This window comes from Bradyrhizobium sp. SEMIA (assembly GCF_014844175.1).
Lineage (GTDB): Bacteria > Pseudomonadota > Alphaproteobacteria > Rhizobiales > Xanthobacteraceae > Bradyrhizobium > Bradyrhizobium arachidis.
Genome location: NZ_CP046601.1, coordinates 5,107,940 through 5,125,124, shown reverse-complemented (window position 1 = coordinate 5,125,124; position 17,185 = coordinate 5,107,940). Strand labels below are relative to the sequence as shown.

The 17,185-nt window shown below is 64.3% G+C and carries 13 protein-coding genes and 2 pseudogenes; 9 read left to right on the top strand and 6 right to left on the bottom strand.

Features of this window, described 5'->3' with window-relative positions:
* Window positions 1-15: 15 nt before the first annotated feature.
* Window positions 16-1,188, bottom strand: a complete 1,173-nt coding sequence (locus tag FOM02_RS24960; protein WP_027558715.1) for a M20 aminoacylase family protein — start codon at window positions 1,186-1,188, stop codon at window positions 16-18.
* A 224-nt stretch (window positions 1,189-1,412) separates the two neighbouring features.
* Here FOM02_RS24960 and FOM02_RS24955 point away from each other — a divergent pair, with 224 nt between their 5' ends.
* The 6 genes and pseudogenes from FOM02_RS24955 to FOM02_RS24930 all read left to right on the top strand — a co-directional run bounded on the left by FOM02_RS24955 (window position 1,413) and on the right by FOM02_RS24930 (window position 6,898).
* Window positions 1,413-3,032, top strand: a complete 1,620-nt coding sequence (locus FOM02_RS24955; RefSeq protein ID WP_027558714.1) for a GMC family oxidoreductase — start codon at window positions 1,413-1,415, stop codon at window positions 3,030-3,032.
* A 12-nt stretch (window positions 3,033-3,044) separates the two neighbouring features.
* Complete coding sequence (locus FOM02_RS24950; protein ID WP_027558713.1) at window positions 3,045-3,938, top strand: alpha/beta fold hydrolase; 894 nt, start codon at window positions 3,045-3,047, stop codon at window positions 3,936-3,938.
* Window positions 3,939-4,174: 236 nt separating this feature from the next.
* Window positions 4,175-5,118: pseudogene (locus FOM02_RS24945) on the top strand (metallophosphoesterase family protein).
* Window positions 5,119-5,137: 19 nt separating this feature from the next.
* On the top strand, window positions 5,138-5,476 hold the full coding sequence (locus tag FOM02_RS24940; protein ID WP_027558711.1) for a cupredoxin domain-containing protein: 339 nt from the start codon (window positions 5,138-5,140) through the stop codon (window positions 5,474-5,476).
* Window positions 5,477-5,591: 115 nt separating this feature from the next.
* The gene (locus FOM02_RS24935; protein WP_027558710.1) at window positions 5,592-6,140 is read left to right on the top strand and encodes a sigma-70 family RNA polymerase sigma factor; all 549 of its coding nucleotides are present in this window, start codon (window positions 5,592-5,594) and stop codon (window positions 6,138-6,140) included.
* Entirely contained in the window at window positions 6,137-6,898 is a 762-nt protein-coding gene (locus FOM02_RS24930; protein ID WP_027558709.1) for an anti-sigma factor family protein, read from the top strand. Before FOM02_RS24935 ends, FOM02_RS24930 begins: the two co-directional genes overlap by 4 nt.
* A gap of 18 nt (window positions 6,899-6,916) precedes the next feature.
* On the opposite strand, the gene FOM02_RS24925 is transcribed toward FOM02_RS24930, so the two are convergent.
* Window positions 6,917-7,321 carry a GFA family protein gene (locus tag FOM02_RS24925; RefSeq protein ID WP_027558708.1) on the bottom strand — a complete coding sequence of 135 codons (405 nt, stop codon included), beginning with the start codon at window positions 7,319-7,321 and terminating at the stop codon, window positions 6,917-6,919.
* Window positions 7,322-7,438: 117 nt separating this feature from the next.
* Window positions 7,439-8,830 (bottom strand): aminobacteriohopanetriol synthase HpnO, encoded by a 1,392-nt coding sequence (gene hpnO / locus FOM02_RS24920; protein WP_027558707.1) that lies wholly within the window; start codon window positions 8,828-8,830, stop codon window positions 7,439-7,441.
* 141 nt (window positions 8,831-8,971) lie between these two features.
* Between hpnO and FOM02_RS24915 the strand changes: the two are divergent.
* Window positions 8,972-9,597: pseudogene (locus FOM02_RS24915) on the top strand (DUF2147 domain-containing protein).
* On the opposite strand, the gene FOM02_RS24910 reads toward FOM02_RS24915, so the two are convergent.
* Window positions 9,565-12,153: an MMPL family transporter gene (locus FOM02_RS24910; RefSeq protein WP_027558705.1), complete on the bottom strand. Its 2,589-nt coding sequence runs from the start codon at window positions 12,151-12,153 to the stop codon at window positions 9,565-9,567. The pseudogene FOM02_RS24915 and the gene FOM02_RS24910 sit on opposite strands and share 33 nt — an antisense overlap.
* Before the next feature lie 453 nt (window positions 12,154-12,606).
* Here FOM02_RS24910 and ispH point away from each other — a divergent pair, with 453 nt between their 5' ends.
* A complete protein-coding gene (gene ispH / locus FOM02_RS24905) occupies window positions 12,607-13,533 on the top strand; it encodes a 4-hydroxy-3-methylbut-2-enyl diphosphate reductase (RefSeq protein ID WP_027558704.1) in 927 nt (308 codons plus the stop codon).
* A gap of 36 nt (window positions 13,534-13,569) precedes the next feature.
* The gene (hpnH, locus tag FOM02_RS24900) at window positions 13,570-14,730 is read left to right on the top strand and encodes an adenosyl-hopene transferase HpnH (RefSeq protein WP_027558703.1); all 1,161 of its coding nucleotides are present in this window, start codon (window positions 13,570-13,572) and stop codon (window positions 14,728-14,730) included.
* Between the two features lie 129 nt (window positions 14,731-14,859).
* On the opposite strand, the gene FOM02_RS24895 is transcribed toward hpnH, so the two are convergent.
* Window positions 14,860-15,129: a hypothetical protein gene (locus FOM02_RS24895; protein ID WP_027558702.1), complete on the bottom strand. Its 270-nt coding sequence runs from the start codon at window positions 15,127-15,129 to the stop codon at window positions 14,860-14,862.
* A gap of 566 nt (window positions 15,130-15,695) precedes the next feature.
* Complete coding sequence (locus FOM02_RS24890; RefSeq protein WP_027558701.1) at window positions 15,696-17,045, bottom strand: carbohydrate porin; 1,350 nt, start codon at window positions 17,043-17,045, stop codon at window positions 15,696-15,698.
* Window positions 17,046-17,185: the final 140 nt, after the last annotated feature.

Here is a 17,185-nt window from a genome sequence, read left to right as displayed (position 1 = left end):
CGTCGAGCTTCGGCCTTACGACGCCGCGAGCTGTTCTTCGACCAGCTTGACCCAGTAGGACGTGCCGTAGACGATCGCCTCGTCGTTGAAATTGTAGGCGGGGTGATGCAGGCCGGCGCTGTCGCCGTTGCCGCAGAAGATGAAGGCGCCGGGGCGCGCTTCCAGCATATAGGCGAAATCCTCGCCGCCCATCAGCGGCGGCATCTCGAGCACGTTGGCTTCGCCCGCAACGTGCTTCGCAATGCGCGTCGCCACCTCGGTCTCCGCGGCGTGGTTGTTCACGACGGGATAGTTGCGCTTGTAGCGCAGATCGATCTTGGCGCCCGTGATCTGCGCCACGCCCGCCACCACCTCATGCACGCGCTTCTCGACCAGCCTGCGCACCTCCGGCGTCAGCGTGCGGATCGTGCCGCGCAGCGTCGCCGTCTGCGGAATGACGTTGCGGGCATTGCCGGCGTGAAACTCGCAGATCGAGATCACCGCCGATTCCAAGGGATCGACGCTGCGCGCAACGATCGATTGCAGCGCCGTGATCACCTGCGCACCCACCAGCACGGAATCCACGCATTTGTGCGGGCGCGCGGCATGGCCGCCGAAACCCTCGATCATGATGTCGACCTCGTCGGTCGCTGCCATGATCGGACCGGGCCGGATCGCGAACGAGCCGATCGGTATGCCGGGGCCGTTGTGCATGCCGTAGACCTGCTCGATGCCGAAGCGCTCCATCAGCCCGTCCTTGACCATGGCCGCGCCACCGGCGCCGCCCTCCTCGGCCGGCTGGAAGATCACCACGGCATCGCCGGCGAAGTTCCGGGTCTCGGCGAGATAACGCGCGGCGCCGAGCAGCATCGCGGTATGGCCGTCATGGCCGCAGGCATGCATCTTGCCGGGGGTCTTGGAGGCGTAAGGCAGGTTGGTCTCTTCCTCGACAGGGAGCGCATCCATGTCGGCACGCATGCCGATCACCTTGAGCCCCTCGCCGGCCGGCTTGCTGCCCTTGATCACGCCGACCACCCCGGTCTGGCCGATGCCGGTCACGACCTCGTCGCAGCCGAACTCGCGCAGGCGGTCCGCCACGAATGCTGCGGTGCGGTGGACATCGTAGAGCAGCTCGGGATGCTCATGAATGTCCCGGCGCCAGGCCTGAATATCGGGTTGGAGGTCGGCGACACGGTTCACGATGGGCATGGAAGGTCTCAAAGCTTGGTTGAAAATACAGCACTGTCTACCATGCAAGCGCGAGTCCACCCAACTGCCTGGGGTCCGGGGGAGCTCTGTCTCCTCGTCATGGCCGGGCTTGTGGCCAGCTTGTCTCCAGCTTGTCTTGGCCATTCACGTCTGACTATTAGGACGGGAAGCGCGTGGATGCCGGGGACAAGCCCGGGCATGACGTCTGTTTGGGTGGAAGCAGAATGCCAAGACGGCTCGAAGGTGAGTTTGACTATATCGTCGTCGGGGCCGGCACCGCCGGCTGCATCCTCGCCAACCGGCTGTCGGCCGAGCCCAAGAACCGTGTTCTCATTCTCGAAGCCGGCGGCGACGACAACTGGATCTGGTTCCACATTCCGGTCGGCTATCTCTTCGCGATCGGCAATCCGCGCTCGGACTGGATGTTCAAGACCGAGGCCGAGCCCGGCCTGAACGGCCGTTCGCTCGCCTATCCCCGCGGCAAGGTGATCGGCGGCTGCTCGGCGATCAACGCCATGATCTCGATGCGCGGACAGGCCGCCGACTACGACCATTGGCGCCAGCTCGGACTGACTGGCTGGGGCTATGACGACGTGCTGCCGCTGTTCAAACGGATCGAGGATCACTTCCTCGGCGCGAGCGAGCATCACGGCGCCGGCGGCGGCTGGCGCATCGAGGCGCCACGGCTGTCCTGGGACGTTCTCGATGCCGTTGGTGATGCCGCCGAGGAGATGGGCATCAAGCGCATCCCGGATTTCAACACCGGCGACAACGAAGGCACCAGTTACTTCCATGTCAACCAGAAGCGCGGCCGCCGCTGGTCGTCGGCGCGCGGCTTCCTCAAGCCCGCGCTGAACCGCCCCAATCTGCGGCTCGAGAAGCATGTGCTGGTCGATCGCCTCATCATCGAGCAGGGCCGCGCCGTCGGCGTGCGCTTCATCCAGAACGGCGAGATCCTCGAGGCACGCGCGAAACGCGAGGTCGTCCTCTCGGCAGGCGCGATCGGCTCGGTGCAGGTGCTGCATCGCTCCGGCATCGGCCCCGCCGACTGGCTGTCGCCGCTCGGCATCGACATCGTCATGGACAAGCCTGGCATCGGCCGAAACTTGCAGGACCATCTCCAGCAGCGCGCGATCTACAAGGTCGAGGGCGTGCGCACGCTGAACGAGACCTACTACAATCTCTTCCGCCGTGGTTTGATGGGGCTCGACTACGCCTTCCGCCGCCGCGGTCCCCTGACCATGGCGCCCTCGCAGCTCGGCATCTTCACGCGCTCTGATGCGACGCGTTCGCGCGCCAACATCCAGTTCCATGTGCAGCCGCTGTCGCTCGACAAATTCGGCGATCCCCTGCACCGCTTCCCCGCGATCACCGTCAGCGCCTGCAATCTCCAGCCGACCTCGCGCGGCACCGTGCGGCTGCGTTCGTCGACACCGGACGAAAAGCCGATCATCGCGCCGAACTATCTGTCGACCGACGACGACCGCCAGGTCGGCGCGGACGCCATCCGCACCACCCGTCGCCTGATGCAGCAGAAGGCGCTGGCAAAATATCGCCCGAGCGAATATCTGCCCGGTCCCTCCGTCGGCGACGACGATGCCTCGCTGGCGAAGGCCGCCGGCGACATCGGCACCACCATCTTCCATCCTGTCGGCACCGCCAAGATGGGCGCAGCGAACGATCCGATGGCCGTGGTCGACGAGCGCCTGCGCTTCTACGGCCTCAGCGGCCTTCGCATCGTCGATGCCTCGATCATGCCGACCATCACGTCAGGGAACACCAACACGCCGACGGCGATGATCGCCGAGAAGGGTGCGACGATGATCTTGGAGGATGCGAAGTAGCATCGCATCGCCATGATCAATCCGCACCGCTTTTCAATCGGCCCCGCCGGCGCAGAGATCGCCATGTTGCAATGGGGCGAGAGCGGCAAGCCGCCCGCCCTGCTCGTGCACGGCACCGGTTTCGTCGCCGATGTTTGGGACGAGGTCGCGCGCGAACTTGCGTCGACCTACACCGTCTACGCCCTCGACCGCCGCGGCCACGGCGCCAGCCACAAGCCCAGCACTTATCACTTCCTGGACTTCGCCGACGACGTCTGCCGGGTCATCGATGCGCTCGGGCTGCACGATGTCTACGGCATCGGCCATAGTGCGGGGGCGACCGACCTCCTGCTCGCGGCAAAGCTATTGCCCGGGCGTTTCACGCGCCTGTTCGTGATGGAGCCGACCATCATGGACCCGCGCGCGGCACGCGCTGGTGGATTGGACGGAGAGGCCCTCTCCCGCGTGCAAGGCGCGCTGCGCCGGCAGGCGGAATTCGACAGCCACGATGCCGTGTTCAACCGCTACCGCGCGGCGCCGGCATTCGTGGATTGGACCGAGACCTCGCTGCGGGCCTATGTGCGTCACGGCTTCGTGCCGCTGGGGGATGGCCGGGTCCGGCTCTGCTGCACGCCCGAGATCGAGGCAGCGATGCTGCGTCCGATCTACGAGGCGATGACGCAGGTTTACGTCGGCGACGCCCGCGGCAATCCTTTTACGTCGCTCACCGAGATCGACTGCCCGGTGCGCGTCACCACCGCCGCGAAGTCGGGGCCGATCTACAAGGTGATGGCAGCGCGCGCGGTCTCGCTGATTCCGCAGGTGAGCACGCTGGTCTTCGAGGGTGCCGGGCATTGCGTGGCGCAGGAGATGCCGGCGGCCGTGGTGGAAGCCGTGCGCGAATTCGCGAAAGAATTCGCGAAATAAGTCTCGTGCCCCGGACGCGCTGCAGCGTGCAACGCTGCTGCGCAGAGCCGGAGCCATCTCACCACGTACCGTGCGGCCTTCTAGGTCCCTGCTCTGCAGCGCACCGGCAAGAGGCGCTGCGCTACGTCCGTGACACGAGGCCTCACTCACGAAATCGTCATCGCATCCGGGAATAAGCCTCCCCCTCCCGCAATCACCTCCCCGAAGCCCAATTCCGGGCGAAGCGGAGAGGTGCGATGAGCGGACACGATCAAGGGGACGACGGCTTCAGCCGCCGCAAGGTGCTGGAATGCATGACCTGGGCCGGCACGGGGGTGCTCTGGACCGTCACGGGCGGCGTGCCGCGCTCGCTCGGCATCATCGACGCGGCTGAAGCCGCGACGGCGGCCACGCCCGGCATGACCTTCCTGCAGATCAGCGACAGCCATGTCGGCTTCGACAAGCCGGCCAATCCCAACGCGCTCGGCACGCTGGAGGAGGCCGTGAACAAGATCAACGCGATGCCGGCCAAGCCGTCCTTCATGATCCACACCGGCGACATCACCCACCTGTCGAAGGCTGCCGAGTTCGACAATGCCGAGCGCATCATCTCGCAGAGCAAGCTCGACGTGCACTACGTCCCCGGCGAACATGACTTCCTCGACGAGGAGGTGAAGTTCTATCGCGAGCGCTACGGCCGCGGCACTAAGGGCCAGGGCTGGTACTCCTTCGACGCCGGCGGCGTGCACTTCGTCGGCCTCGTCAACGTCGTCGACCTCAAGGCCGGTGCCTCGGCAATCTCGGCGCCGAGCAGCTCGCCTGGCTCGCGGATGATCTGCGCGGCAAGTCGAAATCGACGCCTGTCGTGTTGTTCGCCCACATCCCGCTCTGGACCGTCTATCCCGAATGGGGCTGGGGCACCGAGGACGGCGGCCGCGCGCTGGAGCTCGTGAAAGGCTTTGGCTCGGTCACCGTGCTCAACGGCCACATCCACCAGGTGATGCAGAAGGTCGAGGGCAACGTCACCTTCCACACCGCGCGCTCGACCGCGTTCCCGCAGCCGGCGCCGGGAGCCGCCCCTTCGCCTGGACCGATGAAGGTCGAGGACGCAAAACTCCGCTCTATGCTCGGCGTTGCAAGCGTCAACTTCAAGCAGAACGAGCAGCGGCTCGCGATCATCGACACGCCGCTGCAGGGCTAAGGTTGAACGGAAGCTGACAATGAAAATACTCAATCGCCGCGACTTCGGTGTCGACCTCGGTCTCGCTTTGGCCGCGGCCATCCTGTTGCCCGCAACAAAAGCCCGTGCCGACAACGACCTGGACGTGCACATCGACAATTTCGTGTTCCAGCCGGCCGAGCTCAAGATCAAGGTCGGCACCACCGTGACCTGGACCAACCGGGACGACATCCCGCACACCGTGGTGTCGGCCGGCAAGTTCAGGTCCAAGACCCTGGACACCGACGACAAGTTCTCGTTCACCTTCACCAATGCGGGCGACTACAAGTATTTTTGTTCGCTGCACCCGCACATGACGGGGATGATCAAGGTTGAGTAACGTCTCCAACCAAGGCATCAACGTCTTGCCCGGCCGGTGGTCCCACGCCGGCCGGGCTCACGCGGCTTCGACCGCGGCGAAAGCGGAAGCAAAGCAAGAGGCAAAGCGAGGAGCGATGCCCGCCAACGACGATTTGCAGAAGGCGCAGCGCTTCCGCGAGGCGGCGCTACCCTATCTCGACGACGTCTATACGCTCGCGCGCTATCTCCTGCGCGACGCCTCCGATGCCGAGGATGCGGTGCAGGAATGCTATCTGCGCGCGCTGAAGCACTTCGACAGCTATCGCGGGCCGGCTATGAAGCCCTGGCTGTTCGCGATCCTGCGCAATGTCTGCAACGCCGAATATGCGCGGCGGGCGCACCGGCCGAGCGCGATCGAGGATACGCCCGGCGCCGCCGAGCAGACGCCACTATGGCAGGAGAGCGAGGCGAGCCCCGAGACCGAGGTGCTGCGCAGCCGCGATGCCGGCGTCGTCCGCAAGCTGATCGAGGCGCTCGCCGAGCCATTCAGGGAAACATTCGTACTGCGGGAGATCAATAACCTGTCCTATCGTGAAATCGCCGAGGCCGCGGGCGTGCCCGTCGGCACCGTGATGTCCCGCCTCGCCCGCGCCCGCGCCATGCTGCGCGCGGCCTGGACGGCGGAAGAGGAGCATTCGAAATGACCTGCGACGAAGCAAAGATCCTGCTTCACGCGCTGCTCGACAACGAGCTGGACGCCGGCCATGCGCGCGAGGTCGAAGCCCATATCGCTGGCTGTCCGGACTGCGCCGCCGAATTTGCCGCTCAGCGCGAGATGCAGCGCGTGCTTGCCGACACCGATTTGCGCTACACCGCGCCCGCAAGCCTGCGCAGCCGGATCGAGGCCTCGCTGCCGCAGCGCCAGCAGCCGAGCCGCCGTTCCGTGCTGCGCGGCTTTGCGATGGGCTCGGCGGTCTCCGCGCTCGCCGCCTCCGGCGTCGTCGCCGTGGTGCTGCGCCAGGACGACCAGCAGCGCATCCTGTCGGAGGTCGTCTCCGCGCATCTGCGCTCGCTGCAGGCCGGCCACCTCATCGACGTGGTCTCGACCGACCAGCACACCGTCAAGCCGTGGTTCAACGGCAAGCTCGACGTCGCGCCGCCCGTGATCGACCTCACCGCGCAAGGCTTTACGCTGGTCGGCGGCCGGCTCGACTATGTCGACGCGCGCGCCATCGGCGCCGTCGTTTACAAGCGCCGGCAGCACGTGATCAACCTGTTCGTGTCGCAGACGTCGAATGCGGAATATCGCGCACCGAAGACCGAGACCATGCAAGGCTTCAACTGCCGCCGCTGGGGCAATCGCGGCCTGAACTTCTGGGCCGTCAGCGATATCGGCGCCGACGAGCTCGCCGAGTTCGTCGACAAGTTCGAGGCCGCGATGAAGGCGAATGTGGAGGGGTAGCGGCGCCTGCGGACGCCGTTATTCGAGCGGAGGAAACCGTTCGAACACGGGCAGCTCATGCGCCCGCTCCATCCAGCCAATCCGTTCGGCGGCCTGGATGTGCATCACGGCCGGAATGGCATCGGGGTCGTCATAGGTGCCGCTTTGGATGTCGATGACGTCGGGCATCAGGTTTTCGTTGATGTAGAACAGCCCCGTGCCGCAATCGGCACAGAAGTGCCGGCGTCCATGCTTCGAGGAGTGATAGATCTTCGGCTGGCCGCGCACCACCTTGACCGCTTCGCGCGGATACATCGCCCAGCCGACCATCGGTGCTCCGGAATGGCGACGGCAATCCGTACAATGACAGAGCGCGTGCACCATCGTCTCGCCGTTCACCTCATAGCGGATCGCGCCGCAATGACAGCCGCCAGTCACAGGCATCGCGCAGCTCCTCTCCCGGTCAGGTCAATGCCGGGAAAGTAAGTGCCGATTTGGGGTTTCAGGAGGCGGCCTGCTTCAGCAGGTCGCACGTCGCGACATCAGGCCGCGGCGGGGGCCTTACGCCGACCGCCGCACCGCGTTGTCCACCAGCGTCTTGCCGAGCGACCAGATCGCGCCGGGGACCTTGTGGCTGCCGGCGATGACGTCGTCGAAGGCGCGCTCGATCCAGTTGCAGTCTTCTTCGGTGATCGTGAGCGGCGGCAGCAGCTTGATGGTGTGGCTGCCGTGGCCGGCGACCTGGGTGAGGATCTTGTGGTCCTTGAACAGCGGCACGGTGATGAGCTGGCAGAACAGGCCTTTGTTGGCGGTCTCCAGCACGTTCCAGGAGGCGCGCAGCCGCAGCGACTTCGGCGGGCCGAACTCGACGCCGATCATCAGGCCCTTGCCGCGCACTTCCTTCATCAGCTCGTAGCCGGGCACCATGCGCGTCAGCGCAAGGCGCAGCTCGGCGCCGCGCTTGGCAGCGGACTCGATCAGCTTCTCGGACTCCATGACATCGAGCGTGGCGATGCCCGCGGCCATCGCCAGGTCGTTCTTGGAGAAGGTGGAGCCATGCACCACCGCACGGTCCATCTGGTTGAAGATCTTGTCGAAGATGCTCTTGCGCGTCAGCACCGCGCCGACAGGCACGTGTCCGCCGGACAGCGACTTCGACAGCAGCACCATGTCGGGCTCGACGTTCCAGTGCTCGACCGCGAGGAAGCGGCCGGTACGGCCCATGCCGGTCTGGATCTCGTCGGCAACGAACAGCGTGCCGTATTTCTTGCAGAGCGCGGCTGCGCCCGGCAGGAACTCGTCGGTGGGCATGTTGACGCCCTTGCCCTGGATCGGCTCGACGATGAAGGCTGCGACCTCGCGCGAGGCCAGCGCCTTTTCCAGCGCGGCCAGATCGTTGAACGGGATAGACGTGCAGCCCGGCAGCAGCGGCTCGAAGCCGGTGCGGAAGTTCGAATCACCCGTCAGCGACAGCGCGCCATAGGTGAGGCCGTGATAGCCGTGGGCGCAATAGACGATGCCGGGGCGGCCGGTGGCGCCGCGGGCGAACTTGATCGCCGCCTCGACGCATTCGGCGCCGGAATTGGCGAAAAATGCCTTGTCGAGATAGGGAACATATTTCAGCAGGCGCTCGGCGAGCACGCCGGCGAGCGTCGAGACGTCGAACTGGACCAGATTGGGCAAATCGGCGTCGAGCACGCTCTTGAGCGCCTCGCGCATGACCGGATGATTGCGCCCGATCGCGAACACGCCGAATCCGGACAACAGATCGAGATAGCGCGCCCCGTCGCGGTCGTAGAGGTACTGCCCCTGCCCCTTCTGGAAGCCGACATCGTAGCCGATGGTCTTGAGAACCCGGACGAACTGCTCGTTCAGGTACCGATTATGCAGGGCGCTGCGCTGGGCCTGCCGGTCCGCGAACAGCTGAGACATGTCTGGATTTGGACTGTGCATCCGCTACATACTTCGGTTGAGGGCCGTTTCGTCAACTGAAAACGGACCGTTACTGAAAACGGTCTGTGCGGCCTTTTGCCCTTTTTCGGACCATCTTCGCAAGCACAGCTTTAGACCATGTTGCACTGCCAAGGAACTCTCATGCGTTTAGCCCTTTACACCGGAATAATACTGGCTGGCGGTTACACCTGCCTGACCCCCGCGCTCGCCGCGGACCCGACCGGCGACTGGCGGGTCGCCGACGGCGTCGCCAACATCCGTGTCGCCCAATGCAGTGGCAGCATGTGGGGCGCGGTTTCCTGGGAAAAGCAGCCCGGCGGCCGCGATGAGAACAATCCGGATGTGTCAAAAAAGAACAGGCCGACCCTGGGCATGCCGACCCTGATCGACATGAAGAAAAAGCCCGGCGCCGATCAGTGGGAAGGTCAGGTCTACAACGCCAAGGAAACGGCCAACTCTACAGCGCGACCATCACGCCTGTCGGCACCGACCAGCTCGAAATCAAGGGCTGCGTGATGGGCTTCCTCTGCGGCGGCGAGACCTGGACCCGGGTCGGCCCGCCGATTCCCTTGAGCACAGCCAACGCCATGGCGAAAGGTGGACCGAAGCCCACGGCGCCGAAAACCCAGGCAGCTCCGGGCACGACGGGCGCCGCGGCCCCTGCGCCCGCAGCGCCGAAGACCGCCGCCAAGCCTGGTCAGAAGGGTGCCGCCGACACGGTCGGCGACATCTGCCTACTCCCTGAGATTGCGGGGCTTGCCCATTAGGGCCGGCTGGAACAGCAGCACGGCGGCAAGCGTCGTCACCAGCGAGAGTGCGAGCAGCTTGCCCATGCTGGACGTGCCGGGATGGCTCGACAGCCACAGGCTGCCGAACGCAGTCGCCGTCGTCAGCGCACTGAAGAAGATTGCTCGCGTGAGGCTGGTCTGGAGCAGGTTCGTTCTGCCGGAGCGCCAGGCCACGACATAATAGATCTTGAAAGCGACGCCGACGCCGAGCAGCAGCGGGAACGCGACGATGTTGGCGAAGTTGAGCGGCAGGCCGATCAACACGCAGATCTCGAGCGTCACCGCGCCGGCCACCAGCAGCGGCACCAGCGTCATCAACACGTCGACGAACCGCCGCAGCGTGATCCACAGCAACAGGCCGATCACCAATAGCGCGTAGATGCCGGCGTGGATGAACGCCTTCACCACGGTATCGCCGGACTTCAGGATCGAGACCGGCCCGCCGATCGCCGTCGGCTCGGCCGCGAGCACCGCGGCGGCAAATCTGCGCAGCGTGTCGTTGTCGTTGGGATCGCCTTTGGGCAGCGCCTCGACGCGGATGACGCCGTCCTTGCTCTTCCAGGCGCTGACGAGATCGGGCGGCAGCGAAGCCAGGGTGACCGGACCTGCCTGCATCGCGTTCCTGAGCTGGTCGAACACGATCTTCATCGGCGTGACGAACACGTCCTGCGCCTTGTTGCGCGTGGCCTCGTCGCCATTGGCGAGCTTCTCGAGCGCGTCCGCCAGCCGGCGCGAGGCGACCGCGCCGGGCCCCTTCGCATCACCGGCGGTCCGGCGCAGATTGTCGACCGAGGATTTCAGCGCCTCGACATTTTCCTTATCCGTCGGCGCCGCATCGATCTGATCGGGGTTGAGCGCGGGATTGAGCACCTTGGCGCCCTGCGCGATCAGCTTCAGCTTCGGCTGCTGGTCCTGGGGCACGAAGCTGTCGAGCGACATCACCCGCAGCACCTCCGGGACCTTCTCCAGCCTCGCCTCGACCTGCCTCGCCTGCTCCTCCGACGTGGTCATCACGTTGATGGCATTGGCGCCGGTGTTGGGATCCTTGCGCAGGTCGAGGAAGGTCGCGATCGACTCGGCATGCGGGTTGCGCAGGTTCATCGGGTTGAAGTCGAACTTCATGAAATAGAGCAGCGGCAGGCCGGCGAGCGCCAGCAGCAGCGTGCCGCCGACGACCAGCACGCGGTGCTTCTCCAGGAAGTGGTCGAGCGGCGCCAGGAAGGCGTAGCCGACCGGCTCCTTCTCGCCGGGCGGGTTGAGCAGCTTGAGCATGGCCGGCAGGACGGTGATCGAGGAGACGAACGCCACCAGCATGCCGACGCCGGCGATCTGGCCCAGCTCCGCGATGCCCTTGTAATCGGTCGGCATGAAGCAGAGGAAGCCGGCCGCGGTCGCCATCGCCGCCAGCGACAGCGGGATCGCCGAACGCTTCGCCGCCAGCACCAGCGCACCCGTGAGGTCGTCGTGCTTGTAGCGCTCCGAGCGATAGCGGACGCTGTACTGGATGCCGAAATCGACGCCGAGGCCGACGAACAGCACGGCGAACGCGATCGACAGCAGATTGAACGAGCCCACCATCATCAGCCCGGCCGCGGTCGTGATCGCGAGTCCGACGAACAGATTGATGAACACGGCGAAGATGATCTTGGCCGAATGCAGCGCTAGCCACAGGATCAGCAGCACGACGAGGACCGTGCCGACGCCGTTGACCACGGCGCCTTCCTGGACGGTGGCGTATTCCTCGTTCGCGATCGGCACGGGGCCGGTCAGCCGCACCCGCGCCTGGAATTTGGTCGGGAAATCGAGGTCGGCTGCAGCCTTGCGGATCGCGTCGGTAGCGTCCTTGCCCGGCTCCAGCGCGTTGTAGTCGAGGATCGGCTTGAACTCGATGAAGGCGCGCTTGTCCGAATCCGACAGCGGCTGGTCGCTGACGAGCTCGCGCCAGGAGAAGGTCGCATTGCCCTTGTTGAGCACGGTCTCGACGGTCTGCGCGATCTGGTTGAAGGGCCGCTCGGTGCTGTCGAGCTTCACCTGCCCGCGCTTGACGCCGGCAAGCCCGGTTTCGAGCGCCCCGGTCAGGCCGCGGATCGAGGGATCGCCGGCCATGATCTCGATCAGGGGCGCTGCGGATTCGAATTGGCTGGTCGCCTTGGCAACCTCTTCGGTCGGCAGGAATAACAGGCCGTTGCGCTCGAAGAACTCGCCGGTGCCGAGCTGCTGCATCGACACGAAATTGGTCTTGTCGTCTTTCAGCTTCGCATAGAGCGCGTCCGCCGCGGCGGTCGTCAGCTCGGGCGTTGCGGCCTCAACGACCGCCAGAATCGTCGCGTCGCGGTCGAAGGCGCGGTCGAACTGCTGGTCGCGCTGCCGCCAGTCGAGATTTTGCGAAATCAGCGAATTGATGTCGGTGTTGATGGCGAAGTGCCGCGCGGCGTAATAGCCCGCACCTACCGACAGCAGGAGCCCGAGAACGACGACGAGGGAGGCAAACCGGGTGCAGGCCCTGACGATGGCAACGACTACGCTTTGCAGCACATCTTTTCTTTCTGGTGAACAGCTTGCCGAAAACGCCCGCTGTTTATCGGAGTTCCCCGGCGAAACCTATTGCTGTTTTGAGTGGCAATCGCCGCACCGAGGTTCGAGGTAAACGGCAAAGTCCGTCACGAAATGCGGGCGGTCGGTATAGCCGGGGAGTTGAGGCGGGAAAGTGGCGATCCGGTGCGCACAAAGGTCGCCTTTTGCTCACCGGCATTCCCATATTATAATACCGCACACCTCTGCGGCCAGGGAACCTGGGTTCATTGACCTTTCCTTGCTGCCGATTTTTTGACACAAAGTATTGCGCCTCCATGCGCCGGAACCCCGATGGGGGTGGGTGGTTACCGCGTGCGCGAAACCAATGGTGCGGTTATTGCACCTGATTGGTCGGGATCGGGGTGCCGCCGGGGACTTGAAGCGGATTGGTGCAACTTGCGTGATGGACGTCCTATGGAAGTTTACCTAGCGCAACCGCGCGGCTTCTGCGCGGGCGTGGTGCGTGCAATCGAGATCGTGGAACGGGCGCTGGAGAAGTACGGCCCGCCCGTCTACGTGCGCCATGAGATCGTGCACAACAAATACGTAGTCGAGAGCCTGAAGAACAAAGGCGCGATCTTCGTCGAGGAGCTGTCCGAGGTTCCGCCGAAGGCCGTGACCGTTTTCAGCGCCCATGGCGTCGCCCGCAGCGTCGAGGAAGAGGCCGCCGCACGCGACCTTCCGGTGCTCAATGCCACCTGCCCGCTGGTCACGAAAGTTCACAATCAGGGGAAGCGCTACATCACGCGCGGCCGCACCCTGATCCTGATCGGCCATGCCGGCCACCCCGAGGTCGAGGGCACGATGGGCCAGGTTCCCGGCCCCGTGCTGCTGGTCCAAAGCGTTGAAGAGGTTAACGCCCTGACGCTGCCCGCAGATACGCCATTGGCCTACATCACCCAGACCACACTGTCGGTCGACGACACCAAGGACATCATTGCGGCCCTCCAGGCCCGCTTTACAGATATTCAAGGTCCAGATATCCGGGATATCTGCTATGCGACACAGAACCGCCAATCTGCGGTAAGGGACTTGAGCAAGCTGGTCGACGTGATCTTGGTGGTGGGCGCTGCCAACAGCTCGAACTCGAACCGGCTCCGCGAAATCGGCACTGAAGCCGGCGTCGCGAGTTATTTGATTGCCGACGGCAGCGAGCTCAATCCGGAGTGGTTGAAGAATGCCAGGACCGTCGGCGTCACGGCCGGCGCCTCGGCGCCCGAGGTACTCGTGGATGACGTGATCGAAGCGATGCGGCGGATCGGACCGGTCAAGGTCCAGGTGCTGCCGGGCCGCGAGGAAAACATCGAATTCAGGCTTCCGGCCGAACTGGCTGCGAGCTGACCTACCCCGAATTCCAATCCCAGAAAGAAACCTGCAATGGCTATCCCCTTCTTCAAGGAAATGCGTATCGGCGGCTATTTGCTCAAGCAGAAACTGCTTGGCCGCAAACGCTATCCGCTCGTGCTGATGCTGGAGCCGCTGTTCCGCTGCAACCTCGCCTGCGTCGGCTGCGGCAAGATCGATTATCCGGATGCGATCCTCAACCGTCGCATGACCGCGCAGGAGTGCTGGGACGCGGCCGACGAGTGCGGCGCGCCGATGGTCGCAATTCCCGGCGGCGAGCCGCTGATCCACAAGGAGATCGGCGAGATCGTGCGCGGCCTCGTTGCGCGCAAGAAGTTCGTCTCGCTCTGCACCAACGCGCTGCTGCTCGAGAAGAAGCTCGACCTGTTCGAGCCCTCGCCCTATTTGTTCTTCTCGGTGCATCTCGACGGCCTGCGCGACCACCACGACAAGGCGGTGTCGCAGAAGGGCGTGTTCGACCGCGCCGTCTCCGCGATCAAGGCGGCCAAGGCGCGCGGCTTCACCGTCAACGTCAACGCCACCATCTTCGACGGCCACCCGGCCGAGGAGATCGCGAAATTCCTCGACCTCACCGTCGAGCTCGGTGTCGGCGTCTCGATGTCGCCGGGCTACGCCTATGAGCGCGCGCCGGACCAGGAGCACTTCCTCAACCGCACCAAGACCAAGAAGCTGTTCCGCGACGTCTTCGCGATGGGCAAGGGCAAGAAGTGGAACTTCATGCATTCCGGCCTGTTCCTGGACTTCCTCGCCGGTAACCAGGAATACGAGTGCACGCCGTGGGGCATGCCCGCGCGCAACATCTTCGGTTGGCAGAAGCCCTGCTACCTGCTCGGTGAAGGTTACGCCAAGACCTTCAAGGAGCTGATGGACACCACCGACTGGGAAACCTACGGCACCGGCAAGTACGAGAAGTGCGCCGACTGTATGGCCCATTGCGGCTACGAGCCGACGGCGGCGACCGCAGCCCTCAACAACCCGCTGAAGGCGATGTGGGTGTCGCTGCGCGGCATCAAGACGACGGGCCCGATGGTGCCGGAGATCGACATGTCCAAGCAGCGCCCGGCGCAGTACATCTTCTCGGAGCAGGTCCAGAAGAAGCTCTCGGAGATCCGCAAGGACGAAGCCGCGGCGGCCGCGGAGAAGGCGGCGCGGAAGGCTTCGACGGCTGCGTAAGCGCACGAGTCGGCACGAACGAAAAGGCCCGGTCGCCACCGCGACCGGGCCTTTTGCTTTGTTCGCCGCGAGCGCCCGCGGAGGCCGGAATCAATCCGCGTGCTGTGCTCCCTGCCCCCTCGCTTGGCGCTATTTCAACCGCTCGACGTTCGCTGCCATATCGGGAGCGCGACCGACTCGGTAGGTCGCGTTGCTGCACTTCAGCACCCACACCTCGCGATCGGGCTTTGATCGTTTGCTGTCCTTGACGGCGCTGAGCGCCTTCTCGCACGCAAAGCCCTGCATCCGTATCTGCGCCGCGAGCATGGTCGGCACTGTTTCCTGGGCGGTTTGGGCGAGGCCGGCCGTCAGTCCGCTCATCGTGCTTGCCAGCACCAGTAAGCCAAGCGTCTTGTACATGTGATTTCCTTTCACTGAGGCACCTGCTCATCACCGGCGCTCGATGAACCAGAACGCTGCCGTTATTCCGATTGCATTGGTCGAGATCGACAGGGCTCGACGTTCGATCGCCGGCGGAAAATCAATGCGCTGTCTCCACCGTCAATCCGGCGGAGAGGAAGCTATCGTTGCTGACGGACCATGTCGAGTTGTTGCGCGCGGCGTTTCGTGAGATCCGCCAGAGCCATCCATTCACGATCGCGGCGAGATCGATTTTTGGCAACTATCCTCCCGATTGGGCCGGCGATCAGGCCAGCGATGGCCGCGATTACGGAGAACGGTGATCGGGACGCGATGGGTTTCGCAAGGGCTCAACCCATCCTGCGGAGTAGCGCTTCAAAGCCATAAGGCCCGGTCGCCACCGCGACCGGGCATTTTGTTTTGTCCCGCTCAAGCGCCAAGGAGAGGACCGGAGCGATGTGCGGGGCTACGCTCCCTCTCCTCCTTGGTTGGGCTTCCTTCATGCAAGAGGTGAACAACAACCCCATGCATGCCGCGGCTTTCGCATCAGACGTGTTGGCGTCACATCAGAAATGGACCTCGGTACGCATGCCGAGAACCACGGCATTGTCGGTCTTCACACCGGCGGCGTTATAGCCGCGGCCGCCGGGATTGATCACATACTGCGCGTCGAACTTGAGGTTCAGCCAGCCGGTCGCCTGCCAGCCGTACCAGACTTCGATCGGCACTTCGTTGCCGCCCGCGTTGGGGCTGAGGGCCGCCGAATTCACGTGGGTCGTGCCCACCGCGAAGCCGACTTCGTCCTGGGGACGCCAGCTGAACGTTCCGGTATGCCGGAAGCCCAAGGCGATCTGGTAGTCCTGGAACGACGTCCGATGATCGGCAACGGTCGTATTGAGGAAGGTATACCAACCCACCGCACCGGGACCGTCAACGGTCAACCGTTGCAGGATCGACTCGTAGACGCCGTACCGGCCGCGTCGATCTCCGAGATTTTGATCCGGGACGCCTCCAGTGCCGGGGATGGTGGAGATGATACCGGGAAGGCCGCCATCGATGGTCGATGCGCTGTCGTACCAGCCGCCAAATCTCCAGGTCCCGTTCAAGGGCCCCTTCGGCGCCCAGACCAACTCCACCGGCACCAGCACGCCGCTGGCGGGACTGGAGTGAGGGACGCCCGGCAAGTAGTAGACGGTCGGATCGTCCGTCGTCAGATAATTCGGATTGGCGTCGTAGACGCCGACCGACAATTGAAAATCCTTGGCGAAGTTGTAGTGGACGACACCGGCCCATTGGCTCACCGGCCAGTTATAGATGTAGCCGCCCTGGATGTTGCCGGGCTGGCCGCCGCAGAAGGTCAGGTTGATGAACTCGCACAGACCGAAGAAGAAGTCGGAGCCGACTGGAAGACGGCCGCCCTTGAGTTCAAGCTGATCATTGAAAAGCTTCTGCGAGTAATAGAGTTGGGTCAGGCGAAAGATATTTCCGCGGCCGAAAACTTCGTTGGTCAGCTGCAAGGCCGGAATGCCTGCCTCGGTATTCAGGTTGTCGCCGAAACGCTGGACCAGCGTGAGGCCGACCGTGCCGCCCGGGATGCCGGCAAGCTTCGCCATATCGAGCTTGGCACCGAACCACAATTGTCCAGCGTTGGCCGCGGTGTTCCTGTCTCCTCCCGACAGGTTGCCGACGGTTTCATTACCCAGCGTCAGGCCCAGATCGATGCCCTGCTCCTTCAGCCTCGTTCGGCCGAGATCGCCGAACAGATAAGGTCTCGTCCAGAAGTCGTCGGCGTCCACATAGGGAAGAGGCGCGGCTTTCGTTGGAAAATCGGCCGCGTGTACCGCACCGCCCATCAGCGATGACAAAGCAATCCCCACACCCCATGCACATGCGGTGTTCAAAAACCTGGGCAACATTTTTCTCGTCCTCCCGCCGTCTCAGGCTTTGTCATTCTTGCCTCACGTTCCCGCCAAGCCATCGAGCCTGGAACGCGCTCCTTCCCCAGCACACCGTCGCAGCCGCGCGCCCCCGAAGCTGCTTTGTGTCGACTGGAGCC